29 protein-coding genes are annotated in these 26,296 nt (G+C 35.3%); 3 read left to right on the forward strand and 26 right to left on the reverse strand.

Translation table 11 applies throughout. The features are described from left to right. Positions 1–2: 2 nt before the first annotated feature. Genes CALKRO_RS08070 through CALKRO_RS08145 form a run of 16 tightly spaced genes read right to left on the reverse strand, consistent with a single transcriptional unit; the run spans position 3 to position 13,517 of the window. Positions 3–743, reverse strand: a complete 741-nt coding sequence (locus tag CALKRO_RS08070; protein ID WP_013430544.1) for a thiamine pyrophosphate-dependent enzyme — start codon at positions 741–743, stop codon at positions 3–5. A 39-nt stretch (positions 744–782) separates the two neighbouring features. Next, on the reverse strand, positions 783–1,835 hold the full coding sequence (locus CALKRO_RS08075; protein WP_013430545.1) for a 3-methyl-2-oxobutanoate dehydrogenase subunit VorB: 1,053 nt from the start codon (positions 1,833–1,835) through the stop codon (positions 783–785). Positions 1,836–1,838: 3 nt separating this feature from the next. Next, the gene (locus CALKRO_RS08080) at positions 1,839–2,042 is read right to left on the reverse strand and encodes a 4Fe-4S dicluster domain-containing protein (RefSeq protein WP_013430546.1); all 204 of its coding nucleotides are present in this window, start codon (positions 2,040–2,042) and stop codon (positions 1,839–1,841) included. Between the two features lie 24 nt (positions 2,043–2,066). Continuing rightward, a complete protein-coding gene (locus tag CALKRO_RS08085; RefSeq protein WP_237699050.1) occupies positions 2,067–2,750 on the reverse strand; it encodes a hypothetical protein in 684 nt (227 codons plus the stop codon). A gap of 39 nt (positions 2,751–2,789) precedes the next feature. After that, a complete protein-coding gene (gene hypE / locus CALKRO_RS08090; protein ID WP_013430548.1) occupies positions 2,790–3,791 on the reverse strand; it encodes a hydrogenase expression/formation protein HypE in 1,002 nt (333 codons plus the stop codon). Next, on the reverse strand, positions 3,788–4,843 hold the full coding sequence (gene hypD / locus CALKRO_RS08095; RefSeq protein WP_013430549.1) for a hydrogenase formation protein HypD: 1,056 nt from the start codon (positions 4,841–4,843) through the stop codon (positions 3,788–3,790). The genes hypE and hypD overlap by 4 nt, the downstream gene beginning before the upstream one ends. Next, positions 4,830–5,057, reverse strand: a complete 228-nt coding sequence (locus CALKRO_RS08100) for a HypC/HybG/HupF family hydrogenase formation chaperone (protein ID WP_013430550.1) — start codon at positions 5,055–5,057, stop codon at positions 4,830–4,832. Before CALKRO_RS08100 ends, hypD begins: the two co-directional genes overlap by 14 nt. Before the next feature lie 15 nt (positions 5,058–5,072). Beyond that, positions 5,073–7,340, reverse strand: coding sequence for a carbamoyltransferase HypF (hypF, locus tag CALKRO_RS08105; RefSeq protein ID WP_041741654.1), 2,268 nt, complete (start codon positions 7,338–7,340; stop codon positions 5,073–5,075). A gap of 12 nt (positions 7,341–7,352) precedes the next feature. Further along, positions 7,353–8,018: a hydrogenase nickel incorporation protein HypB gene (gene hypB / locus CALKRO_RS08110; RefSeq protein WP_013430552.1), complete on the reverse strand. Its 666-nt coding sequence runs from the start codon at positions 8,016–8,018 to the stop codon at positions 7,353–7,355. 1 nt (position 8,019) lies between these two features. Continuing rightward, on the reverse strand, positions 8,020–8,361 hold the full coding sequence (gene hypA / locus CALKRO_RS08115) for a hydrogenase maturation nickel metallochaperone HypA (protein WP_013430553.1): 342 nt from the start codon (positions 8,359–8,361) through the stop codon (positions 8,020–8,022). Positions 8,362–8,412: 51 nt separating this feature from the next. Next, positions 8,413–8,793, reverse strand: a complete 381-nt coding sequence (locus CALKRO_RS08120) for a 4Fe-4S binding protein (protein ID WP_013430554.1) — start codon at positions 8,791–8,793, stop codon at positions 8,413–8,415. Between the two features lie 27 nt (positions 8,794–8,820). Further along, positions 8,821–9,900 carry a hydrogenase large subunit gene (locus CALKRO_RS08125; protein WP_013430555.1) on the reverse strand — a complete coding sequence of 360 codons (1,080 nt, stop codon included), beginning with the start codon at positions 9,898–9,900 and terminating at the stop codon, positions 8,821–8,823. 7 nt (positions 9,901–9,907) lie between these two features. After that, complete coding sequence (locus CALKRO_RS08130) at positions 9,908–10,279, reverse strand: NADH-quinone oxidoreductase subunit C (protein ID WP_013430556.1); 372 nt, start codon at positions 10,277–10,279, stop codon at positions 9,908–9,910. After that, positions 10,263–10,727, reverse strand: coding sequence for an NADH-quinone oxidoreductase subunit B family protein (locus CALKRO_RS08135; RefSeq protein WP_013411860.1), 465 nt, complete (start codon positions 10,725–10,727; stop codon positions 10,263–10,265). The genes CALKRO_RS08130 and CALKRO_RS08135 overlap by 17 nt, the downstream gene beginning before the upstream one ends. A 22-nt stretch (positions 10,728–10,749) precedes the next feature. Further along, positions 10,750–11,610: a respiratory chain complex I subunit 1 family protein gene (locus CALKRO_RS08140; RefSeq protein WP_013430557.1), complete on the reverse strand. Its 861-nt coding sequence runs from the start codon at positions 11,608–11,610 to the stop codon at positions 10,750–10,752. Then, complete coding sequence (locus tag CALKRO_RS08145; RefSeq protein WP_013430558.1) at positions 11,607–13,517, reverse strand: NADH-quinone oxidoreductase subunit 5 family protein; 1,911 nt, start codon at positions 13,515–13,517, stop codon at positions 11,607–11,609. The genes CALKRO_RS08140 and CALKRO_RS08145 overlap by 4 nt, the downstream gene beginning before the upstream one ends. Before the next feature lie 175 nt (positions 13,518–13,692). Between CALKRO_RS08145 and CALKRO_RS08150 the strand changes: the two genes are divergently transcribed. Then, complete coding sequence (locus CALKRO_RS08150; protein ID WP_013430559.1) at positions 13,693–14,547, forward strand: Cof-type HAD-IIB family hydrolase; 855 nt, start codon at positions 13,693–13,695, stop codon at positions 14,545–14,547. Between the two features lie 43 nt (positions 14,548–14,590). Here the strand turns inward: CALKRO_RS08150 and CALKRO_RS08155 are convergent, their stop codons facing one another. Then, entirely contained in the window at positions 14,591–16,702 is a 2,112-nt protein-coding gene (locus tag CALKRO_RS08155; RefSeq protein ID WP_013430560.1) for an N-acetylmuramoyl-L-alanine amidase, read from the reverse strand. Between the two features lie 170 nt (positions 16,703–16,872). Between CALKRO_RS08155 and argC the strand changes: the two genes are divergently transcribed. Both argC and argB read left to right on the forward strand, forming a co-directional pair. Then, positions 16,873–17,904, forward strand: coding sequence for an N-acetyl-gamma-glutamyl-phosphate reductase (gene argC, locus CALKRO_RS08160; RefSeq protein WP_013430561.1), 1,032 nt, complete (start codon positions 16,873–16,875; stop codon positions 17,902–17,904). Between the two features lie 28 nt (positions 17,905–17,932). Further along, positions 17,933–18,814, forward strand: coding sequence for an acetylglutamate kinase (gene argB, locus CALKRO_RS08165; protein WP_013430562.1), 882 nt, complete (start codon positions 17,933–17,935; stop codon positions 18,812–18,814). Positions 18,815–18,874: 60 nt separating this feature from the next. Here the strand turns inward: argB and CALKRO_RS08170 are convergent, their stop codons facing one another. From CALKRO_RS08170 to CALKRO_RS08210, 9 genes are all read right to left on the reverse strand, one after another. Continuing rightward, complete coding sequence (locus CALKRO_RS08170; RefSeq protein WP_013430563.1) at positions 18,875–19,339, reverse strand: 23S rRNA (pseudouridine(1915)-N(3))-methyltransferase RlmH; 465 nt, start codon at positions 19,337–19,339, stop codon at positions 18,875–18,877. After that, on the reverse strand, positions 19,336–19,800 hold the full coding sequence (locus CALKRO_RS08175) for a low molecular weight protein arginine phosphatase (protein WP_013430564.1): 465 nt from the start codon (positions 19,798–19,800) through the stop codon (positions 19,336–19,338). The genes CALKRO_RS08170 and CALKRO_RS08175 overlap by 4 nt, the downstream gene beginning before the upstream one ends. A gap of 2 nt (positions 19,801–19,802) precedes the next feature. Further along, entirely contained in the window at positions 19,803–20,849 is a 1,047-nt protein-coding gene (locus CALKRO_RS08180; RefSeq protein ID WP_013430565.1) for an L-threonylcarbamoyladenylate synthase, read from the reverse strand. Then, on the reverse strand, positions 20,846–21,613 hold the full coding sequence (locus CALKRO_RS08185; protein ID WP_013430566.1) for a ZIP family metal transporter: 768 nt from the start codon (positions 21,611–21,613) through the stop codon (positions 20,846–20,848). The genes CALKRO_RS08180 and CALKRO_RS08185 overlap by 4 nt, the downstream gene beginning before the upstream one ends. Positions 21,614–21,689: 76 nt before the next feature. Further along, on the reverse strand, positions 21,690–22,463 hold the full coding sequence (locus CALKRO_RS08190; RefSeq protein ID WP_013430567.1) for an OmpA family protein: 774 nt from the start codon (positions 22,461–22,463) through the stop codon (positions 21,690–21,692). A gap of 7 nt (positions 22,464–22,470) precedes the next feature. Beyond that, the gene (locus tag CALKRO_RS08195) at positions 22,471–23,268 is read right to left on the reverse strand and encodes a flagellar motor protein (protein WP_013430568.1); all 798 of its coding nucleotides are present in this window, start codon (positions 23,266–23,268) and stop codon (positions 22,471–22,473) included. 64 nt (positions 23,269–23,332) lie between these two features. After that, positions 23,333–24,400: a peptide chain release factor 1 gene (gene prfA, locus CALKRO_RS08200; protein WP_013430569.1), complete on the reverse strand. Its 1,068-nt coding sequence runs from the start codon at positions 24,398–24,400 to the stop codon at positions 23,333–23,335. A gap of 24 nt (positions 24,401–24,424) precedes the next feature. Continuing rightward, positions 24,425–25,291, reverse strand: coding sequence for a peptide chain release factor N(5)-glutamine methyltransferase (prmC, locus tag CALKRO_RS08205; protein ID WP_013430570.1), 867 nt, complete (start codon positions 25,289–25,291; stop codon positions 24,425–24,427). After that, entirely contained in the window at positions 25,281–26,222 is a 942-nt protein-coding gene (locus tag CALKRO_RS08210) for a DUF1385 domain-containing protein (RefSeq protein WP_013430571.1), read from the reverse strand. The genes prmC and CALKRO_RS08210 overlap by 11 nt, the downstream gene beginning before the upstream one ends. Between the last annotated feature and the right edge of the window lie 74 nt (positions 26,223–26,296).

Raw genomic sequence — 26,296 nt, forward strand, 5'->3', positions numbered from 1 at the left:
CTTCAAATTCCCCTGCCTTTATCTTTGAAAATTCCTATACTGTAGTATTTTAGTACCTCATTTTCTATTCTCTTCATACTCTCACAAGGTGGAAGTCCCCAGTTTGTAGGGCAGTTTGAGAGCACTTCTATAATAGAAAAACCTTCATTGTTCATCTGAACTTCAAAAGCTCTTTTTATCGCTTTTTTGGTAAACTCAATATTTTTTAAGTTATGTATTGAAGTTCTTGCAACAAAGGCAACACCATCAAGTGGCACAAGCATTTCACAAAGTTTTATATGATAACCTTGTACTTTTGGGTCACGTCCATATGGAGATGAAACTGTTACCTGTCCAGGAATTGTTGTCGGTGCCATCTGACCACCTGTCATAGCATAAACTCCGTTGTTTACAAATATAGCTGTAAAGTTTTCACCTCTGGTTGCTGCATGTATAACCTCAGATGTTCCAATGGCTGCAATGTCCCCGTCGCCTTGATATGAAAATACAAGAGCGTCTGGAATACACCTTTTTACACCAGTTGCAGCGGCGGTGGCTCTCCCATGAGCTGCTGCCACAAAGTCAAAATTAAAATAGTCATATATAAAAACCGCACAGCCAACAGGCGCAACACCTATTATTTTACTCTCTTTGTAATCCTCGTCAATAACCTCAGCAATCAATCTGTGAATGATTCCGTGACCGCACCCTGGACAATAATGCATACTCTCTTTTGTCAAACACTCTGGTCTTTTGAACACCATCTTAATCATCTTCCTCTCAAATTTAGTGTACCTGACTTGCTACTTTTTAAGAGAATAATAAAAATCAACTACTTCTTGAATTGTAGGAACTATGCCACCTGTTCTTCCATAAAAGTGTATTTCTTTTTTCCCTTCTACCGATAGTTTTACATCTTCAAGCATTTGTCCCAGATTCATCTCAATGTCAATAAAAAATTCTACTTCCTCTTTTGATGCATATCTTTTTAGCTCATTTTCTGGAAATGGCCAAAGCGTAATTGGTCTTACAAGCCCAACCTTCTCGCCTGCTTGTCTTAACCTGTTTACAGCACTTTTTACAATCCTTGCACACATTCCAAATGAGACAAAAATAACCCTTGCATCGTCTGTCAAATACTCTTCAACCATTACTTCATTTTCTTTTATCTTTTTGTATTTTTCCATTAACATAAAATTATGCTTTTCAAGTTCCTCTGGAACAATATAAAGCGAATTTGTTACCCTTTTTTCTCTATTCCTGTCACCCGTCACCGCCCATGGTTTTTCTACCTTTTGTGGTTGATAGTTTTCGTCGAACTCAACAACCTCCATCATCTGTCCAAGCATTCCATCACCTAAAATCATAACAGGGTTTCGGTACTTGTCTGCAAGGTCAAATGCCTTCATTGTAAGCTCTACAGCTTCTTGTACAGAAGAGGGAGCAAGTACAATCACCTTATAATCTCCATGCCCGCCACCTTTTGTAGCCTGAAGATAATCAGATTGGGCAGCATTTATATTACCAAGCCCAGGTCCACCTCTCATAATGTTTACAATCACGCAAGGAAGCTGAGCACCTGCTAAATATGATATACCCTCTTGTTTTAAGCTTATCCCTGGACCAGACGACGATGTCATAACTCGCTTGCCACAGCTTGATGCGCCGTAAGCCATGTTAATTGCTCCAACTTCGCTCTCTGCCTGGATAAAAACACCGCCACTTTTTAAAAGCTTTTTAGCCATATACTGCAAAAGTTCTGTCTGAGGTGTGATTGGATACCCAAAGAAACATTCACAGCCAGCCCTCAGTGCTGCCTCAGCAATGGCTTCGTTACCTTTCATAAGAATTTTCAAAGTTTACTCACCTACCTCAAACACTATATCAGGACAAACCTTATAACAGCTTCCACAGCCAATACATGAGGTTTGGTCTTTTACTTCAACAGGGTTATACCCTTTTTTGTTTATTCTGCTCCTGTCTATATACAAGATTTTCTTGGGACAGATTCCCACACAAAGTCCACAACTTTTGCATTTATCATATTCGATTTTGAGTTTCAACTTTTCAACCTCCATAATGGCTTCTTATCTTATTATATACCTTTTAATGGCATATACAAGAGAATATTTTTTTATTTCTTCTAAAAGCTCTTCTTCAAATAGATTCTCTTCAACTACAGTAAGAATATAGGGAATATCTTTTTTTTCAGCTACGTTTTGGATAATTTTTAGGCTTCTTATAATATCTTCTGGTTTTGTTTCTGAAAGAAGATGAGAATTATTTATAATAGCTGTAATGTTCATCCCCAGAATGCTCTCAATTTCATGCATGTTCTGCAAGATTTCTTCCTCATTTGAATTAAACGGCCTGTATATGTTGGCAACATAAAAAACACTGTACCCTTTTTTGTCAAGCAACTCTTTGAACTGACCAACAACTCTACTGCCAAGCTCATCTCCACCTACATCTATTATGTTGACTCCGTTTAAACTGCTCAGCGCTTCAAAAACCCTGCCAGAAAGAACCGGAAGATCTATGCTTTTGTCTTCAAAGTGTATTGAAATAAAATTTATATTTTTATTCTCAATAATATGCTTAATACTTCTCAGGTTATAATAAAAATTTATTACATCTGCATCGATTAAATTCACTTTGAAAAACTCCCCAAGCTCTAAAGAAACATTCAGAGCTATCTCACTTTTGCCGCTTCCCGCCGTCCCAACAAAGATGTTTGTTTTCCTGTTGACAAAACTCAAAGGTACCGTCATGCACATTCTTTTCACCCTCATCTCAGTCACAAATTTTTCTTAGCAAATCCTTGGTAACATTTCATAATAAAGCATGTCCAAAATTCTCGTACCGCCAAAGGTGGTTGACAGATATACTCTCTTTTCCCTACTTTCTTCTACTTTCCCAATCTCACATGCAAACCTGTTGTACTTTTTCAAAATCTCAATAGCTTTCTCTTTTTCATCACCATTTACTATGGCAACAAACCTACCTTCACAAGCAAGATAATAACTATCCAGCCCCAGAATATCGCACAGAGCTTTTACCTCATCTGCCACAGGTATTTTTTCTTCCTCAACTTTTATATCAAAGCCAGACTTTTGGACAATCTCATTTAAAGCTGTTGCAAGCCCACCTCTTGTAAGGTCTTTCATATACGCAACATCTACCTCTTGCATCAGCTCTGAAATTACATCTAACAAAAGCCCACAATCGGATTCTATCCTGTCTTCAAACCCAAGGTCTTCATTGTGAGAATATATGCATGCTCCGTGTCTTCCTATATCCCCACTGACAATTACAACTTGATTACCTTTTATTCTTGAAATCGAAGGCATTTTTTGGGTATCTCTTGCAACACCCAATCCAGTCGTATTTATAAATATCCCATCTGCCGCACCTTTTTCTACAACCTTTGTATCCCCTGCAACAACTTCAACCTTTGCTAAATCTGCATATCTCTTTATTGATCTTGTGATCTTCTCTAAATCATCTATTGAAAATCCTTCTTCAATTATAAAAGAAACGGTAATATACTTTGGTTCAAGTCCTGCAACAGCTAAGTCATTTACCGTACCACATACTGAAAGCTTTCCAATATCTCCTCCTTTAAAAAAATATGGCTTTACTACAAATGAATCTGTTGATATTCCCACTTTCATACCGTTTAAAGAAAATACTGTTGAATCATCTCCGCTTTTCAATATTTCAGAACCGAATATTGGCTTGAAAAGGTTGTCAATCAGCTCATATGTCTGTTTTCCGCCATTGCCATGTTCCTTACGAATAGTCCTCATCATTTCCACTTCCCAAATCTGAAATATGCATTGCAAGAACCTTCTTGTGATACCATACACGCCCCTTTTGGTGTCTGAGGTGTGCATACCTTTTCAAAAAGAGGACATTCAAAAGGCTTTAATTTGCCTGTGAGCACATCTGCACATCTGCATGCAGAATTAGAAAAACTTTCATAGTCATATTTAAGCTGGACTGAAAAGGAAGAATACTCACTTTTAAGTCTCAACCCACCACCCTCAATCAAGCCAAGTCCTCTAAAATACGCATCAGTTCTTTCAAAAAATCTCTCTATATACCTTTTTGCAACTGTGTTACCCTCTTTTTTTACAACTCTTTTGTACTCATTTTTTACAGTAAAATCATTATCTAAGATACTTTGTGTTAAACTCAGCAAAGAAAGCAGAATATCATACTTTTCAAATCCAGATATAACAGAAGGAATCTCAAACTCCTCAACAAACTTAAATCCATCAACACCCAAGATTGTTGCAACATGTCCTGGCAGGATAAGTCCATCCACTTTTATGTGATCTTTTAAGAGGACTTTCAGCGGCTGGTCAATGGTTTTAAGCTCACATGCAAACTTGACATTTTTCAAATCCTTTTCCAATACCTTTTCCAGGCTCAGAGCAAAGGCTGGAACTGTGGTCTCAAACCCTACTGCAGCAATTATTGCTTCTTCATCCTCGGCTATATTCTCAACAGCATCAACCGGTGAGTACATAATTTTAATTTTGGCACCATTTGATTTTGCCTCAGCTAAAGACATACTCTTGCCTGGAACTTTCATAAGGTCTCCAAAAGTGTAGATAGTATAGTTCATTTTTGCAAGCTCAATGAGATTATCTATATACCCTTCATGAGTTACGCAAACTGGGCAGCCAGGACCTGAAATAAAATCTATATATCCTTTAAAAAGAGTATGAAAACCGTTTCTGTAAATTGAAACAGTATGGGTGCCACACACCTCAATTATTCTTAGCTGCCTGCCCATCTTTTCAATGTTGTTTTTTATTGTGTTAATAATAGTATTTGCCTTTTCAAGAGTTTGCATTTCTTACCTCACCAAAAAGTTTTTCTATTTTCTCGGCTTCTTTTTCATCTATTTTTTCAATTGCAACTCCTGAGTGAATAAGCAAATAATCACCAACAGCAAGCTCTTTTATGAGAGACACATTTACAGTTTTCTTTAAACCTAAATAGTCAACAATAGCTTTCTTACCATCTTCTAAAATTTCAATCACTTTTGCAGGATACCCTAAACACATATTTTTAAAACTCCTTTAACAATTTTTTAATAATTGGATTGTATAATATATTTGTCCAGCTGAAATTCCCCCATCGTTTATAGGGAAAAAAGAATTAAAATACACTTTAAAGTGCTCTTTCTCAAGCATAGACACTGTCTTTTCAAGCAAAAGCTTGTTTTGGAATACTCCGCCAGATAGTGCTACAACGTCTTTATTATAATTTTCTCTCAACCTCTTTGCCACTTCAACAACTATTTTTGCAACGGTGTTGTGAAATTTCGCAGAAATCAAGCTTCTGTCAGTCTTTCTTTTAATATCATTAATGATTTGTTGTAGTATATACACAATATCTATTTCAATTTCATGTTCAAAATTCATAACAAAATCATAAAACCCATCTTCGGTCTTGTCTGCAATACTTTCTAAAACCATTGGAATCTGTGCTTCAAAACTATTTTTCTCTCCACATCTTAAAAGTACACCCACAACATCAAATATCCTTCCAAAACTTGAGCAAAGAGGATAATTCAGTAACCTTGCTGCCTTTACAATTTTTGAAAGAAAATTAGAATTTGCAAAATACTCTTCTGCAAAGCTTTTATCAATTTCATATGCAAAATAGTATGCCAATCTCACAGGTTCTTTTATGGATTTTTCTCCGCCCACTAAAGGATAGTACTTTAGATGAAATACTCTTTTTACATCGCTTTTATCAATTATAAATCCTTCACTTCCCCATATGTTCCCATCCAACCCCAAGCCTGTTCCGTCAAATGCAAAGCCTATACATCTCTCTAAATTATTTTCAAGCATACATGAAAACACGTGAGCTATATGATGCTGAACATATACAATTCTTTTGTTATCTTTTATGGCAATATCCTCGGCAATGGAGGTTGTAAAATAGTTTTTGTGAAAATCACAGGCAATATAATCATATTCTAAGTTGTATAGAAAAATAAGGTCACTTAGTGCAGACTTGTAAAAGTCTATATACTCTTTTGTGTCAAGGTCACCTAAGTATTGACTTATAATAACCTCATCCTCTTTTTTTAAAGCAACTGTAGCTTTTTCATGACCTCCTAACGCTAAGATATTTTTCTCTACAAATTGTGATAAAGATAGTTTTAGTCTCAGAGGAGCAAAACCTCTTCCCGGTCTTGTCAGTACAAACTTACCTTTTACAACAAATCCAACACTATCATCACACCTTCGAACTATTTTTCTGTTGTGATAGAGCACATAGTCACAGATACCCTCAAGTTTTTGAATAGCATCGCTTTCATCAATAATCATTGGAATTCCTGAGAGGTTGGCAGAGGTTGCAATTAAAAAGTCCCTGCCAGTTTTGCTCAGGATATAGTCCAAAATAGGGGTGTACGCCCTCATTATACCGAGGGTGTGAAGATTGCTATTTACATGTGAAAAATGCTCAGTCTTTTTTTCGAAAAGAATTATAGGACATCGTTGAGAAGAAAAAATATCTTCTTCCATCTTATTTACATAGCAGTATTTTTTTACTACTTCAATGTCCTGGGCAACAAGTGCTAAAGGCTTGCCTTCTCGTCTTTTGCTTTCAAATAATCTTTTGACTACAGTTTCATTGTATGGGTCGCAAACTAAGTGAAAGCCGCCTATTCCTTTTATTGCGACTATATATCCCTCTAAAATTTTTTGAGACACAAAATCTAAAAGTTCAATTGCCTCTCCATGGATATGTTTTTTTTCAGCAAACGAAAAAAGAAAAAGTCTTGGTCCACACACTGGGCAGGTTGTTGACTGCGCATTGAATCTTCTGTTGTCCGGAGTAAAGTACTCCCTTTCGCAATCACTGCAAAATTTAAATTGCTTCATAGATGTATTTTCTCTATCATATGGCAATGCTTCAATAATTGTGTATCTTGGTCCGCAGTCTGTGCAGCTAATAAATACGTTGTGATAGTGTCTGTGAGATTTGTCATAAAATTCTCTTTTGCAATTTTCACACATCCCTAAGTCATATGGCAGGACTGTTGAAATCCTATTTTTTTGACTTTCAACAATACAAAATTCTTTTTCATCTACAACCAGTTCAATCTCATAAAACTCTATTTTCTCTAAAATAGCGTTTTTGGGAAGGTTAGTTATAATATAATGTGTTATTTGCTCTGAAGTTATATCTCCCTGAAACTCTGCCAAAACGCCTTCACCAGTATTTTTTACAAACCCTGTAAGTTCATATTTTTTTGCGAAACTATAAATAAAGGGTCGGAAACCGACCCCTTGCACAAGCCCTTTAAATATAAATCTGTACCTTTTCATAAGCATTTTCCCCTACTTTTTGTTGAAATATGAATCTAAAAGAGTATAAAAGTAATTAGTAAGTCTTTCCATACCTTCTTTTGTCTTGAATGATACCTCAAACAGTTTTAAATCTTTTTCTTTTATAGCTTCTAAACCCTTTTTGTATCTTTGCATATCAAAACCAATGGCATCAATTACATCAATCTTTGATAGAACAACAACGTCAGCTTTTTCAAACATTATAGGATACTTATATGGCTTGTCATCACCCTCTGCAGCAGAAGATACAACAACTCTCAGGTTTTCTCCCAAATCGAACGAAGATGGACAGATGAGATTGCCAATGTTTTCAACAAAGATTACTGTTTTGGGAATAGGCTTAAGAGTATCTATTGCTTCTGCAACACTATCTGCAACTAAATGGCAAGCACCACCTGTGTTTATCTGCAAAACTTTAACTCCATAACTTGCAATAGCTTGGGCATCAATTGTTGATGCAACATCACCTTCAATCACTGCAATGTTAAATGTGTCTTTAAGATTTTCTATCATGCACTTAATGAAAGATGTCTTACCTGCACCAGGTGACCCCATCACATTCATAATATACCATTTATTTTCATCTGCTAACCTTCTTATATTGTTGGCTGCGTTTTGATTCCGCTCTAAAATATTTTTTATTACCTTTATCTCCATCTCAATCATCTACCTCTATAGACTCAATATAAAATTCCTTACCATGTTCAGTAAGTTTGCCTAAGGACGAACATTTTGGACAGGTAAAATCTTTTGTCCTCTCAAAATATTCACTGCATTTTTGACAGTACAAAAGAGCCTTTTTGGGAATTATTTTGAGCTGAGCACCTTCTAAAATTGTTCCTTTTGTTAGGATGTCAAAATAAAATTTTAGTGACTCGTCAATAATTCCACTAAGCTCCCCAACTACAACTTTAATTCTTGTAACCCTTTTAAAGCTGACATCTTTCAATTCATCTTCTGCAATCTTTACAAGCTGCTGTGTAACAAAATACTCGTGCATTTTACCATTTTCCTTCCACTTCTGCTTTAAGCTTTAGCTAAAGTCTCATATTTAACCATTAGTTGCAGCAGCCTGTGCCTTTGGCTGCACCTCATCTTTTACTTCCTGCTTTTTGATGTAAAACTCTTTATAAGTGGTTGGAACGTTAAATTGCTCTTTTGAAATTAAACACTTTTTAGGACAGGACTCAACACATACATTGCAGAGCACGCACTTGTACTGATTTAGCTGCCATGTCCTTGAGTTTCTGTCTACTATTATCGCATTTGAAGGACATTTTCTCTGGCAGATACCACAGAAGATACACTTTTCTATCTCTATCTCAAGACTTCCTCTTGTATCTTTAAAAAACGGCCTCTTTTCCTTCGGATAAAGCCTTGTTGCAGGCTTTGAAAACAGGTTGTCAAGAACATTTTTGAGCATTCCAAACATTTTACCATCCCTCTTTACAAAAACTTTTTACCTTTCAGTACATGAGATACATGGATCAATTGTCAAAACAAGCATTGGAACATCTGCAAAATCCACACCCTGAAGCATCTTCACAAGCGCAGGAATATTTGCAAATGTTGGTGTTCTAATTCTAAGCCTTTCTAAATTCTTTGTCCCGTTTGCCTTTATATAATATACATCTTCTCCTCGTGGTTGTTCAACCCTTGAAATAACCTCACCGTTTGGAAATCCTTTGACTGGTGTTGAAATCTCACCTTCTGGCATTTTAGATATAGCTTGACGAATAAGGTCAATTGACTGATAGCACTCGCGAAGTCTTACTTTAAGTCTTGCATAGCAGTCCCCGTCATTTTCCACGACAGGTTCAAAGTCAAGTTCGCCATATGCTGCATATCCAAGGGTTCGCAAATCCATACTAATTCCACTTGCCCTTGCCATAGGTCCCACGCATCCAAGCTCGTAAGCTTCTTGTTTGCTCAGAACACCTACACCTACAAGTCTTTTCTTGACTGTATAATCGTTCAAAAACGAACCTTCTATCTTCTTTAGCTCCTCTTCCAGTTTTGCAAGATTATCTAAAATGAACTTTTGTTTATCAGCATCTATATCTCTTCTAACCCCACCAATTATATTTGTGGAAATTATGACTCTTGAACCTGCTGTTGCTTCCATAAGGTCCATCACAAGCTCTCTATTTCTCCAGCATTGCATAAAAAGACTTTCAAAACCAAAAGCGTCAGCCAATAACCCAAGCCACAAATGGTGGCTGTGAAGTCTGTGAAGTTCTGCCCAAATAACTCGTAAATACCTTGCTCTGTCAGGCACTTCAATGCCCATTAGCTCTTCAATTCCCTGACAGTAAGCCAAAGCCTGTTGAAAACTGCATATACCACAAACTCTTTCGACTACATATATGTTCTGGTTTATATCCTTTTCCTCAGCAAGCTTTTCAAGTCCTCTGTGAACATAACCTATTGCAGGTATCGCTTCAACAACTTTTTCGTCCTCTAAAACAAGCCTAAGCTGCAGAGGTTCCGGCAAAACAGGATGCTGTGGACCAAACGGAACTATCGTTCTTTTCCCCAAAGCCTTCTTACTCTCCTTTCTTTACTTTTACCACTGGCTTTTTGCGCATAGGAGATTCTAACTCTTCAGTTATCATGAACTTTCCTTCGTAATCAATCAAAAGATTTTCAAATTCTATTCCAAACAAATCTTTTATCTCATTTTCAACAAACACAGCTGCAAAATATATATCTGAAATGGAAGGAACTTTTTCCTCAGCTTGAGTAGTAATTCTTATATTTGTCAGTCGGTAATCCTTATCAAAGTGATAGATTATATCAAACCTACCATCACCCAAATCAACACACGTTGCAGTGACAAATCTATAACCATCTGCTTTTAAGGCTAAAACTTCTTTCCTCAAATCCTCTTTTTGAAGCTCTTTAAGATTTTGCAACATTCAAAATCTCACCCTTTTTCATATTCTTTTTCTTCTCTTCTAAGAGCTGTGCAGCTTTTAATATTCCTTCCATGATAGCCTCAGGTCGTGGCGCGCAGCCAGGAACATATACATCAACAGGAACAACTGTATCAGCCCCGCCAAGAGTATTGTAACATTCTTTGAATATCCCACCGGAGCACGCACATGCTCCAATTGCTACAACAGCTTTTGGATGTGGCATCTGTTCATATATTGTCTTTAAAACTCTTGCATTTCTGTGGTTAACAGAACCTGACACAACCAATATATCAGCATGTTTTGGATTACCTACATTTATAATTCCAAATCTCTCAACGTCATATACAGGTGTTAACGTTGCCAGTATTTCTATATCACAGCCGTTGCAGCTGTTACAATCATAGTGAACAATCCATGGAGACTTTTTCAATGCCTTTCTAAATAACACTTTTTATTTTCACCCCTGTTTTTTATAATAACCTATACTTTATATATACCCAAATGAGATTAACAAGCGCAAAACCAAATGCCACTGACCAAGTAAGCTGTAACATTATCTTCCATGTAAGCCTTGCTGAGATATTGTCAATAACAATCTCTAAAAAGTAGCAAATCAAAATTGCTGCTATTGCCACAAAGATATTTTTTGCAAAAAATAGCCATACAAAAAGAAGCAAAAGTACAAGTTCGTACCAGTGACCAAGTTCAATCAAGCCAAGAACTGGTCCTGCAAACTCTGTTGTAATACCTTTTACAAGTTCTTGATGACCATGGTGTGAAGTAGATAAATCAAATGGAGATTTTCGAAGCTTAATTGTTAAAACATAACTGAATGCTATGAAGATAAACGGTAAATCTAATATTAGAAAGCTATTGTGTTTTAAAATGTCTTGTATATTGAAACTCCCAGTTACAAAGTAAATTGCTACTATCATAGCAATTAAAACGGGCTCATATGCAAGTACAGATATCAATTCCCTGTGAGCACCTATCCTTGAATATGGCGAATTTGTTGCCATTGCTCCAAGAATGAGCGCTGTTGTGGCAAATGCAAGAATAAATAAAATCAAAAGAAGGTCCATCTTAAGCAAAAACATCACAACTGCAACAATGTTAAATACCAAGAATAAAAACGCATATAATATCTGAGTATTCGAAACAACGATAGTTTCTTTTGAAAATAGTTTAAAAATATCATAAAAAGGCTGTAGAATAGGTGGACCAAACCTGTTTTGCATTCTTGCTGTTATTTTGCGGTCAATTCCGGTCAAAAGTCCGCCAATTAGGGGCGAAAGCACTACTGATGCAAGTACAATTAAAGCCTGTTTCACTTTAAAATCACCCCAAACATTATTGCGATTAATGCAATTGAAAGAACATTTACAACAAGAGTTACTGTTTTCTCATTTGCCAGTGTTTCAAAATAATAATTTTTGAATTCAAACGACACAACTTTATCTTTTTCGCCTCTGAAACCAAAATTGTCCGAATTTTCACATGACATATACACAGGTACATATCTTTTCGGCTTAAACCACCTATATATTAGAGCTCCCAGAACGACTGCTGCTACCAGCACACCAAAAAATACAACCGGATTAAATCCAAAGAAATCTTTCACATACAATTCTTTTATATTGGTGCTGCTAACTCCTGAATACCTTGCAAAAGAAGACTTGAAAAAAGGCACAACAAACATATTTGTAAACTGGATCAAAAAGATGCTTACCAAAACTACTAATATTGAAATAGCCATCAACGGAATATGCTTTATAAATTCAAATTTCTCTATCTTATTTCTATCCTTTCCATCAGAAAGAATCTTGCCTATAAACTTTGTCCAGAAAACAACTGTAAAAGCACTTCCCAAGATTATTTCAAGCATTGCCGCAATGTTTTGAGTTGACACTTCAATAGCAATCCATTTTGTAATTAAAACGCCAAATGGAGGAAGTAGCATTGACACACTTCCCAAAAGAGTTAAGAAAGCAACAATTGGCATTTTATACTTGATTCCATCCATATCTTCTATGTTTCGGGAACCTATACCCTGTTCTATTGAACCAATACACAAGAACAAAAGCGCTTTAGACACACCATGCAAAACTATCAAAAGTGCAGCTGCATATATAGCATATCTATGTGCTATGGATGACAATGCAATTATAAGACCCAAATTAGAAATTGTTGAGTATGCCAACACTCTTTTTGCATTTGACTGAAATATTGCTAAAAGCGCTGCTGAAACAAAAGTAAAAGCACCTGCCACCGCAACTATTTTTGACAGCCATGTATCAATAAATACCGGTGATAATCTCAAAACCAGATAAACACCTGCTTTTACCATTGTGCTTGAGTGAAGCAAGGCAGACACAGGTGTTGGTGCCACCATAGCACCAAGTAGCCAGCTCTGGAATGGCATCTGAGCAGACTTTGTAAATGCTGCCAAAGTTAAAAAGGCAATTGGTATCATCAAAATACTGCTGTCTTGTGAAGATATAATCTCATTCAAAGCAACTGTTCCAGATTTGTAATACATAAATATTATACCTATAACAAAGCTAAGTCCACCTATCGAATTTAAAAGAAGAGCTCTTGTTGCATTTTTAATACTCTCTTCATTCTGGTCATGAGAAATTAGCAGGAAAGAACAGAGTGTAGTAATCTCCCAGAAAAAGTATACCCACAGTATATTGTTCGAAATCACAAGACCGTTCATTGCACCCAAAAATAGCATAATTACTGTAAAAAATATGTTTTGTCTGCTTTTTTCAAGATGAAGGTGTTTCTCATGCTCTTCCATATAAGAAAGTGCAAATATTGCAATAAGCGGACCTATAATGTTTATCAAAAGAAGCATAATAAAGCTCAAATGGTCAACGAAAAATACATTTTCAACATCTAGTTTCCCTACTTTAAACTCAAACACAAACATTAAAACAAACTGCAAAATAGCAAGAAGGCTAATGAGCTTGTTTTTAAGTTTTGTACCAATCAAAAAGATTATTGCTAATAGAAAATAATCAGCAAAGGTTATTAGATACTCAAGTGCTGAATTTAATGAATGAGAAAGCACTATCACTTTATCACCTTGTGAAATAGAATACAAAGCTACACCAATTAATATTGCAGACATTAAAAAAACAATAGCTTTTCTAAAACTGCTATTGTTAATAAGAAGAATGAAAAATGCTGCTATCATGGGTAGAAAAATTAGGAGTAGATAGATGCTCGCCATCTGTTTCTTTCTTGCCCCTTTCTATTTATGATGATAAACTATTGCTATTAAAGATTATAACATATAATCTTTGTCTTGTATACAGTATGCAAAAGTTAATTTGTTAACAAACCCCAGCATACAGGTGAAATTCTTACTATTTTTTGTTCAACATTTTAAAAGAAGGTGAGAAGTCTTGATAAAATTAATTGCACTGGATATTGATGGAACACTTTTGGACGATAGAGGTTACATCCCTCAAATAAACAGAGAGTTTTTAAAAATTGCTGTTGAAAAGTACAAAATTGTGATAATACTTTGCACAGGAAGAGGCGCTTCAGCCTTTAAAATTGCAAAAGATTTACAGCTACCATGTTCATTAATCTCGGCAAATGGTGTTTATGTCTTCGAAAATCCTGATTTTCCACCTATTATAAAAAATTATCTTACAGAACGTCAGAAGAAAGTATTAATTGAGTTTCTTGATAACAATCATTTTGAAATAGACTACTATATCGTACTGGGATATGAACAAGATTTTCACATGATTTATAAAGAGAGAACCAATTATGATAGCTATTTTCTAAGCTTTGTAAATGGTCGCAAACAATTTAAACCTACATACCCTGCAGAAAAGCTTTTAAAGTTTTTAGAATACCCTATCAGTCACACTGGAATTGTAGGCAAATATGAAAAACTTAAAGAGATTAAAGAAATCCTTAAAACACTTGAGTTGGATTGTAATACTATTCTCTACTATGCATCAGACAACAAAGAATATGGTTTTTTAGAAGTCTTGAGCAATAATGCATCAAAAGAAAAAGCTCTTCTGCAATTTATGAATTTTAAAAATATCTCATCTGAAGAATTGATATCAATTGGTGATAATTTCAACGATGTCGGAATGTTCAAAATCTCTGGAATAAGCGTGGCAGTTGCAAATGCACCCGAAGAAGTAAAAAAAGCTGCAAAGTTTGTAACCTCCAGAACAAATAATGAAGGTGCAGTTGCTGAAGCTATTGAAATGTTTATAATAAAAAGGGATGGGTAAAAGTTTTGCTTCCCCATCCCTCTTTTTATTATTGGACAATCCTTCATTTGTTGTAATTTGTATTTATATACTCAACAGCATCAGCTATAGCCTTTGCAACTGCATCTTTAAAACTATCGCTCAAAAGAAGGTCCAAATCCTGAGGGTTTGTTCCAAATGCAACCTCAACCAACACAGCTGGCATTGATGAAGTTCTCAGCACAGCCAAGTTGGGTCTTTCCATAATACCCTTGTTCTGTGTACCAACCTGTTTGACTATGCTGTCAAGTACTATCTGGGCAAACTGCTTATCAGAAATAAGCCCATTTTGTTGTTTTTCTTTATACAAAACCATGGTTCCGCGCGCAGATGAATTATCATGTGCATTGTTATGAATAGAAATAAACAAGTCCGCATTTAAACTATTTGCCATCCTTGTTCTATCATAAAGGTCCACATATAAATCTTTATCGCGTGACATATAAACTTCATAACCAAGGCTTTTGAGCTTTTCGCTAAGCCTTAAAGAAATATCCAAATTAAAATCTTTTTCATTATATGTTACCTTTTTGCCATTTACCACTTTGGTGTATATAGCACCTGGATCAGAACCCCCATGACCAGGGTCAATGAATATCTTCAATTTCTTCTGAGGTTTTTGTAATTTTTGTGAAAAACTTATTGTAATATCAGTTCCACTTTTGCTTATGTTTGCTATGTAGTTAGGATTAATTTGGATGTAAACAATGCACTTATCCTGCTGATAAATAGAATATACAGTAGTCACAACCGAAGCTTGCAAAGAATACACATCATCTGCAATTGTTATAGGATACTGGCTTTCAAGTCTTATGGTGTTGCTGCCCTGGTCGTAAAAATAGTTTATCTGAGAAACAAAAGGCGAACTCAAAACAAGACTTGAGGGCGGATTTACTCTTAAGCTTGAATATTGGTCAGCAAACACCACTTCTAATTTCCCATCCAATTTGTTTAAAACAAAAATCTTTGCCTTAGAAGAAAATATAATCTGAACACTGTTTTGGTCAACGTTTGATGCTATATAATAATCCACCCTTCCATCGTTTACCTGATAAAAATTACTTAACTGAGTGGATATTTGAGCACCTTTTAAATTCAAAACTATAAACGATTGGTCTGCACGATAAATATCACTTACAACTGTTGGAAGAATATCAAGTTCTGCAAGTGTAAAACCATCTGAAGGTATAATATTTATCTTCTGAATTACATACACTGGAGAAGGGGTTTCAGTTGAATTTTGTACATCTTGATTTTGAAAATCTTCACTGCTGTCAATATTTGTGTAAGCTGGTAAGTTTCTTGGCAGGTCTATCTCAATCTTTAGTTGATTGCTAAGGTTAGTTATCCTATAATCTTTTATTAAAGTCGAATCATAATCTATTACAATGCGTGTAAATAAACCACCATTTGTATCCTTGTTTTGAGCATGTCTAATTCTGAAAATGCCACTTTTATTTATTTCTATTTTGTTGTTTTGTATATTATCAATACTATCCAAAATATCCAAAACTATCCTATCAGGATTGGAAAGCCTATAGTCCTTGAAAGAAATACTTTTTGTTGCCAAAATATATAGTGTAAACTTATCATTTTCTATATTATATCTTATATCATTGATATAAATTGAATCTTTCTCTACCCTTTGAAAACTATTTCTCGAAGCAAGAGAATTTTTCTGTTGACTCTGCTGTAAAGGCAATACAGCAGTTTTTGGCTTGTTAATGTTCAAATTTACAAGTTTTTTTGTTTTATCAACATAACAGGTATAGCCAAAAATAGAAGCTATATCTTTTGCTAAAATGTACGACTTTCCACCACTTACGAAAATCTTAGCTGAAAGACTTTTTTTGTTTTTGTTATAGTAGTAATATGCCTTATCAATATAGAACTGATATGTATCCTTAGACTTTTTGGCTAAGATAGATTTAGATTTTGAATTATAAGAAATGCTAAACCCTTTTAGCTTGAAAAAGTCAGCAAGTGCAAGGTAAACATTACCTTTGCTTTCTAAGGTTTTAACTGAAGAGATAAGCTTTCCTTCGACATAGAGCTTGTACGAGGCGGCAGCAAAAGCAGATACAAAAATCAACATAAATATTGTTATCGTAGCTACCAGAACTTTAATTCGTTTCATCCCAGAACCTACCCCGCAAAAAATGTAATTTATAGGTATATAATACCCCATTTTGTCGAATAAATCAATTTAAATATTTGCCAATGTATTGTATTTTTATACACTGTGTTGTATAATTATTTGCATAGTTGAAAACAAAATTTCATTAATACAAAGAGGAGATGACCAAATTGATAAAAGCAAGTATTATAGGAGCATCAGGATATGTGGGAGTAGAGCTTATTCGGCTTTTGTTAAGACATCCTGAAGTTGAAATTGTATCCATTATATCTTCAAGTAGCAACCAGCTTTCTATTGATAAAACAAACCCACAGTTTAAAAAAGTTTCAAACCTTGTATTTGAGGAATTTAAAATAGAAGCTATTCAAGAGGCAGATGTAGTGTTTTGTGCACTGCCTCACGGTATTTCACAGGAATATGTCAAAATAGGATATGACATTGGCAAGGTTGTAATTGATTTAAGTGCTGATTTTAGATATAAAGATTTGCAAAGATATGCAAAAGATTATAGTCAGCACAAATACCCTGAGCTTTTGAGCAAAAGTGCTTATGGACTTTGTGAAATAAACAGAGAAGAGATTAAAAATGCTCAGATTATTGGAAATCCTGGATGTTATCCAACAAGTGCAATACTTGGCATAGCTCCACTTTTGAAAAACAAACTCATAGACAAAAATAGTATTATAATAGATTCAAAGTCAGGCGTTTCTGGAGCTGGTAAAAAATCTGATTTTGCATATAGTTTTTGCGAACTTGATGAAAATTTCAAAGCATATTCGGTTGCAAAACACAGACACACAAGTGAAATTGAAGAGAAATGCAGTTTGTTATTTGGTGAAAATTTGAATTTGTCATTTACACCCCATCTTTTGCCTGTAAAAAGAGGAATACTGTCAACTATTTATGCTACTTTTGTTAAGAACATTAACAAAGGAGACCTTGTCGAAATCTATAATGAATTTTATAAAGATGAATACTTTGTTCGAATTTTTGAAGATGATCTGCCTGAGCTAAAGTATGTAAGAGGAACAAACTTTGTGGACATTGGCTTTGAAATTGATAAGAAAACAAATAGAGTTATTATAATCTCATGCATTGACAATCTCATAAAAGGTGCTGCCGGTCAGGCAATTCAGAATATGAATATAAGATTTTCTCTTAATGAAAAAATGGGACTTATAATGGTGGGAGAATATTTTTAAAAAATAAAATGAAGGGATGACGGTCTATATGTACGAAGAAATGGATTCTCTGATTGAAAAAGCAAGCATATTAATAGAAGCCCTTCCCTACATACAAAAACTCTATGGAAAGACTGTTGTAATAAAGTATGGCGGGAATGCCATGATAAATGAAAAGCTTAAAAACTGGGTTATGGAAGATATAACTTTGCTCAAATACATTGGCGTAAATCCAATAGTTGTTCATGGCGGTGGACCTGATATAAATTCAGTCCTCAAGAAGCTCAATGTTGAAAGCCAGTTTATCAACGGGCTCAGAGTAACAGATATGCAAACCATGGAAGTTGCCCAAATGGTTCTGGTAGGAAAGACAAATAAAGAACTTGTATCAATGCTAAATCAAAAAGGTGGAAAGGCAATAGGCATTTGCGGAATTGATGGAAATTTAATTCAAGCACGAAAACATTATGAATATGTAAATGGTCAGAAAGTTGATTTGGGGTATGTTGGAGAGGTTGTGTCAATAAATGCAAAGGTTTTAGAAATGCTTGCCAAAGACGAATATATACCTGTTGTTGCACCAATTGGTGTTGGGGAAGATGGCACAAGTTACAACATTAATGCAGATACTGTGGCGGCTGAGATTGCAAAGGCAATAAAGGCTGAAAAGCTAATGTTTATGACAGATGTTGAAGGATTAAAATATGATAAAAATAGCAAAGAAATAATCTCAGCAATAAGCGCTAACGAAGTTTTGAAGATGATTGAGGAAGGAAAGATAGATGGCGGGATGATTCCAAAGGTTTTAGGATGCATTGACGCACTAAAACACGGTGTCAATCGTACACACATACTTGATGGAAGAATTCCTCACTGTATTTTACTTGAGATATTCACAGATAAAGGCATTGGAACAATGATTCATCTGTAAAATCTTTTATATGTCAGTATAAATAAACGGGGCTTTATCCTCCTTTGACCATAGCCCCGTTTATTTATGATACTTTGCGCCATAAATAATTGATAATCCCCTATAAATTTGTTCATAAAGTAATACTCTAAAAAGCTGATGAGGAAAAGTGAGTTTTGAAAATGAAAGAAGCAAATTAGCTATTTTTTTTATCTTATTTGAAAGACCATTAGAACTGCCAATGATAAAAGTAATATTCTTGCTGCTATTTATATTTTTTCTTAAAATTTCAGAAAACTCTTCTGATGAGAGCTCTATTCCATTAATATCACACACTATTATAAATTCGCCTTCCTTGACATGTTTTAAAATCTTATCAGCTTCTTTTTCTAAAAGCGTTTCGATATTGAAATATTTATTTTCATCTTCTTCTTTTATCTCTATTTCTTCGACTTTTACCCACCGCGAAAGTCTTTTTTTGTACTCTTCACATGCCTGCAAAAAATACTTCTCTTTTATTGTTCCAACACTGATTATTTTTATCATATATCATCCACTTTCGACAAAAGTTTGTCAAGAAGATAACTCAGTTCATCTCTGCACCTTCTGTACTCTTCAATATCTCCACCATATGGGTCAACAACATCCAAATCTTCTTTGGTATTCATAACATACTCCTTTAAAGTAAACACCTTGTCTGCAGTACCAGGATACATCTTTGTAATTACCTCTTTATGATACCTTTCCATTGTCAAGATAAGAGTGCTTTCTTTTATCATATCTTCATTTATAAGTTTTGAAACGTGCGATGAGATATCTATACCAACTTCATTCATTACCAATATAGCATTTTTGGAAGCCTTTTGCGGGAAAAATGCAGAAAGTCCCGCTGATTCAACTTCAACGTTATCAATATTCATCTTTCTTAGCTTTTCCTTTAAAAGATGTTCTGCCATTGGACTTCTGCAGGTATTACCTGTGCACACAAAAAGTATCTTTTTCTTCAATACTACAACACCTCAACAATATTGTTTGCCGCTGCTTTGTAAAGTCTGTTTTCCAAAGCAAGAAATTCTAAGTCAAAATTTCCCCACTCACAAAGGATATAATCAACACCAAGTTGGTTGAATTTTCTGAGTATCGAAAATAGATTTCTCCCACACTCTTTTGCATCAAACATGCTTCCTAAAATGAGTTTGTATTGAGACTCAAAATTATGGGCTGTCTCATAAAAGCACAAAATCCCAACCTTGTGCCCTTTAAACTCTAACCTCTTTTTTATCTCATTTATTTTATCAATTCTTTTATCAATTCTTCCTTTTACTATTATGAGCTTGGCATCAGGAGCATAGTGCTTGTACTTCATGCCAGGTGACCTTGGAACAGTTCCAGTTAGCCCTTCCACCACTGCTTTGCTATACTCTATATCACCAAGCACTTCTTTCAAAGCAAAATACGAAATAGCACCAGGTCTTAAAATTAGAGGTCTTTCGCCACTCAAGTCTACCACAGTTGATTCAAGTCCAAAAGAACATTTGCCACCGTCAATTATAATATCTATTTTACCCATCAGGTCTTCTATCACATGCTTGGCTTCTGTCGGACTTGGTTTTCCAGAGACGTTTGCTGATGGTGCTGCCACAGGAACACCTGAAAGTCGTATAAGTTCAAGTGCGATTTTGTTTGCAGGCATCCTAACACCAACCGTTGAAAGACCTGCTGTGACGTTTTCAGCAATAACATTTTTCTTAGGTAGAACAATCGTAAGCGGTCCTGGCCAAAACATTTCTATTAACATATAAACCCTATCATCTGTAATTTCAGCACACATCTCAAGCATATCTTTTGAAGATATATGAACAATCAATGGATTGTCCTGAGGTCTCCCTTTAGCTAAAAAAATCTTATCCACCGCATCTTTCAAAAGTGCGTTCGCTCCAAGACCATAAACAGTTTCTGTTGGAAAGGCAACAAGCCCACCTTCTCTCAATATCAAAGCCGCTTTTTCAAGCTTCTTATAATCTATTCCTTCTTTTGCGTCAATAATAATTGTCATAATTCCAACCACTCCAAAAGTAGTAATGCTACTATGATACCTATCACACTTGACATTGTAGCCACTTTAAGATTTTCTTTTCGGCTATACTCTGGAATAAGCTCATTCATTACAACATAAAGCATTGCACCAGCTGCACATGCAAGACAGCCTGCTACCACATACTTGTTAATATAGCTTATCACACTTCCAACCAAACACCCAATACCTGTTGGAACTCCAGACAATATTGCATATCTTAATATTTTTATTTTACTCTGCTTAGCCATCTTCAAAGGTAACGAAAGTGCAAATCCTTCTGGAATATCATGAACTATTATCATAATCCCTACTAAAATTCCAAAACTTTTTTCTACGGAAAAGCTGCTTCCTATTGCCAACCCTTCAGGAAAGTTGTGAAGTGAAAGAGCAACTAAAATAAGTATTCCACTTTTTAGATATCTGTCCTGTGAAATTGAAAATTTCATTGTTAATGCTCTTTCCAATATCCCAATCAAAAAATACGAAGCAATTAATATTAAAATACACGTAAGCAAGTTTGAAATACACACAGCTTCAGGGATAAGCCCAAAGCAAATTAAACCAAGCATTAGTCCCGACGTAAAACCAATTAAGGAGTCTTTGAACTTCTCATCATTTAAATGCAAGACCAAACCCAGTAGAGCACCGACAAATGCTCCAGCTATCCCACAAAAAAAAGCAAAGAGATTGAAAAATAAAAAATCTATGTTTAACAAAGTAGCTTCAAATTTAACAAATTTCATTTAAATATTATGAGAATTTTATCTCTTTTATAAACACTTCTTTACAAACACTTCAAACAGATGTTTTAGAATTCTATTATCTTACAGGTTCAGCTTTGCTGTATACCGTTCTCAATATCACAATTGTAACTCTTCTGTTGAGCGCTCTTCCTTCTGGTGTCTTATTAGAAGCAATTGGTCTGTACTCGCCATAGCCAACAACAGAAAATCTTTCTGGCCTTACCTTTGAAACTCTTAAAATTTCCTGCAAAACAGATGTTGCTCTTGCTGTTGAAAGCTCCCAGTTAGAATAAAAGTATTTATTGTGAATAGGGACATTGTCTGTGTGTCCCTCAATTCTTATGTTATTATTCGGGACTTTTTCCAAAATCTTTGCAATCTCATGCACAACTTCTTTCGCCTGTGGTGTAAGTTTTGCTGAACCTGTATCAAATAATACATCTTTAAGTAAAATTGATAATCCTCTCTCTTCCTGTATCACGAGCACCTTTCCTTCAATACCATGTTCCTTTATAAGCCCTAAAACCTGTTTTTGTATATCGTTAATAAGCTCTTCCTCAGTCATCTGCTTATTTTTTGTCGCCCCACCAACATCAGTGTTTGTTCCTTTGACATTTTTTCCAGATAATCCTTCCAATATAGAGGGACCAGAATTTTCAAAAATATAGGCTGTGCCTTTCAAAACAGACGTTAGGGATTCTGTGAAGTTCTTAAATTTGTCCATGTCAAGCTTGCTCATGGAATACATTACAATAAAATATATGAGCAAGAGAGTAATTAAATCTGCATAGGTAATAAGCCATCGTTCATGGTTCTCATGGGCTGGTTCTTCCATACGCTTTCTTGCCATCTATTTTTTACCCCCCAACAGTTGCGCCTGCTGGCTCTTGAGCTTGGCTTTGTTTCTGACCAGTTTCTTTTACCATTCCACCAATTTTTTCTCTTAGTATCCTTGGGTTTTCCCCAGCTTGGATTGACAAAAGTCCTTCCACAATTATCTCATTTAACATTCTTTCTTGTTTTGCTTTTGTCTTTATCTTTTTACCAAAGTTGAGCCAAATAAGGTTGGCAGATGAAACACCATACAAAGTTGCAACAAACGCAACAGCTATAGCTGGGCCAAGTTCATCTGGATTTGTCAAGTTTGAAAGCACAGAAATAAGTCCCATAACAGTACCAATAATACCCATTGTAGGAGAATATCCACCTGCTGCTTCAAATACCTCAGCTGCCTCTTTAAGCTCATCTTCAGCAAGATAAACTTCTCTGTCTAAAATATCTCTTATAACTTCTCCTTCAATACCATCAACAACAAGTCCCAAACCCTTTTTCAAAAGCGGATTTTGAATGTTAGGAATCTCTTGCTCTAAAGCCAAGAGACCTTCTTTTCGCGCCCTGTCAGAAAGCTGGACAAGCTGTTCAACCACACTTGCAAAATCAATTTTCTTATCCATAAAGACCATTTTAAAATGTTTTACAGCAGTTTTTATCTGTGACATTGGAAACGATACAAGCACTGCTGCAATTGTCCCACCAAAAACAATCATGGCAGCTGAAATCTGTAAAAGCTTTGCAGGATTACCCTTCTCAATTATAAACGCAGTCAAAAGAGAACCAAACCCCAATATCAACCCGCCAATTGAAAGAATATCCATCTTTTATCATCATCCCTTTTCTGGTGATAATTTTGCGCACTCAACCATAATTTTTATCGGCATTTTAACCTATTTCTTTTAATCTTTCTGTCTGAAAATGAGTAATCAGTGCATCGATAATCTCGTCAAGCTCACCATCTAAAATTTGCTCAAGCTTGTACAAAGTAAGACCAATCCTATGGTCTGTCACACGCCCTTGAGGGAAGTTATATGTTCTTATCCTTTCGCTTCTATCACCTGTTCCAACCTGGCTTCTTCTCTGACTTTCTATCTCTTTTTGCTGAATGCTCTGATAGTAATCATAAAGCCTTGCCCTGAGTATCTTCATTGCCCTATCCCTGTTTGCATGCTGCGACCTTTCGTCCTGGCAGGTCACAACAATTCCCGTGGGCTTGTGAACAATCCTGACAGCCGACTCTGTCTTGTTCACATGTTGACCTCCTGCACCACCTGCCCTGAACGTATCTATCTCAAGGTCCTCTTCTCTTATCTCCACCTCAACATCCTCAACTTCTGGCAAAACCGCAACAGTTGCTGTCGATGTATGAATTCTTCCGCCGGACTCTGTCACAGGTACTCTCTGAACTCTGTGAACACCACTTTCATATTTTAGCCTACTATACGCACCTTTTCCGCTTATCATAAAAATTACCTCTTTAAACCCATCCAAATCACTTTCACTTGTTGACATTACTTCAACCTTCCAGTTTTTCCTCTCTGCATATCGTGAATACATCCTGAAAAGCTCTGCTGCAAAAAGTGCTGCTTCCTCGCCACCTGCACCCGCTCTTATCTCCATTATAACATTCTTTTCGTCGTTGGGGTCCTTGGGCAAAAGTAAAATCTTGAGCTGTGTTTCAACAATCTCTTTCTGTTCTTTTGCCCGATTTAGCTCTTCTTTCACAAGTTTTTCAAAATCCTCGTCAAGGTCTGTATCTAAAAGCTCTTCAGCCTCTTTGATAGTGTCTAAAATCCTTTTGTATTCTCTGAACTTTTCCACAATTGGCTGAAGATTGCTATGTTCTTTCATGAGTTTTTGCCACTCTTGTGGTTGGCTTATTATCTCAGGGTCTGAAATCTTTTTCTCAAGCTCTAAATATTTTTCTTCAATTACTTGAAGCTTTTCTATCATTTAATCACCCCATTCAATATATTTTTACCCATTTATTGCAAAGATGCATCTTTCAACATTATTTAAATCTCTCCTTGAACTTATATTTTTGTATCCATTTTTCTTCAAAATCTCTTTGACTTTTTCAGCTTGAGAAAATCCTACTTCAAAAATAATATAACCACCATCTTTGAGATATAGCTTTGCTTTGTTTGCAATCTCTCTGAAAAACCAAAGCCCATCCTCTTTTGAAAACAAAGCTATATGTGGTTCTTTTAAAACCCGTGGGTCAAGTTCAAAAATTTCCTCATCAGAGATATAAGGTGGATTGCTAATTATGGCATCAAATCTAAGATTTTTAGGAATATCTTCAAATAAGTTACTCCTTACAAATGAAATCCTATTTTCTACACCATTCAATTTTGCATTCTTCCTTGCAACCTCAAGCGCTCTTTCTGAAATATCAACAGCAAAAACCTTGCAATCTAAAAATTTGCAAAGAGCTACTGCAATACATCCACTACCCGTGCCAATATCTAAAAAGTATAGATTCTTCCTACCTTTAAAGATTTCTATAGCAACCTCTACCAAAACCTCTGTATCAAATCGCGGAATCAAAACATTTTCATCAACATAAAGCTCAAGCCCCATAAAGAAAGCTTTATTTGTACAATATTGAAGAGGATAGTCTTGCAAATATTTGGAAATAGCATTTACAATCTTTTCATACTTGTCTTGTTCCACAGGTAAACCTTTATTTAGAATAACCTCTGTTTTTTCCATATTAAGTATCTGCGAAAGCATCATAAGTGCAATCTTCTTATAGTCTTCTTCCTTATTTTCACAATAATCTCTTAACATCAAAGCAGCTTCATTCAAAACCTCACCAATGGTCTTTATTCTACCACTCATCAAGCTTAGTATCCTCCGGAATTACTTCTTTTAGAGCTTCAATTGCAACCTCTAACTGCTTTTCGTCAGGCTCTTTTGTGGTAATATTCTGAAGCCAAAGACCAGGATATGAGATTACTCTCGCTAAAATGCTTTCACTTTTCCCAGCCCATCTTATTATCTCATATGATATACCAACAATTACAGGAAGAAGTAAAAGTCGTATTAGAGTTCTCATAACAACAGATTGCCAACCAGATAATGTAAAAATGATAATACTGATAATTATAACAATAAATAAAAAGCTTGTGCCACACCGTGGATGGTGTGTAGAATATTTTTTTATTTTTTGAACACTTAATTCCTCTCCATTTTCATAAGCAAAAATTGTTTTGTGCTCTGCACCGTGATATTCAAAAACTCTTTTTATCTCTTTCATTTGGGATGCAAATAAAAGATAAAGAATAAAAATTACTACTCTCACCATTCCTTCTATCATGTTTTTCCAAAAGCTACTGAGAGTAAACCCTTTCAGTGCCTCAACAGACCAGGTAGGAATGTAAATAAATAGAAGTATCCCAAGAAGTATGGATACAATTACAGAAAAATAAATTGCTATATCAGTGATACCAAGCTTTTGAAAAAACTTTTTTTCAAAAATTTTATCAACAAAATCCTTTTGTTTTTCTTTTTCTTCATCTGGCAACTCTTCTAATGCAATGTCAGCAGATTTCATCAAAGCTTTTGTCCCAAGAACCATCTGCTCAAATAAAATAAATATTCCCCTTATAAAAGGAATCTTTTTCAGCTTGTTAGTGTCGTCTATGGCTAAACCCTTTACCTCTTTGTAAAGTTCTCCATTAGGTTTTCTTATAACAATGGAGATTTTTTTTGGACCTTTCATCATTATGCCTTCTATAAGTGCCATTCCGCCTATAGTAGTTTTTTTCATACTCATCTTCCTATCTTTGTTAATTTATAAAATAAAAAGGATTAGCACAAGCTAATCCCCTTTTGGCGTGCACT

Source organism: Caldicellulosiruptor kronotskyensis 2002 (genome assembly GCF_000166775.1).
In the GTDB taxonomy this organism is placed as follows: domain Bacteria; phylum Bacillota; class Thermoanaerobacteria; order Caldicellulosiruptorales; family Caldicellulosiruptoraceae; genus Caldicellulosiruptor; species Caldicellulosiruptor kronotskyensis.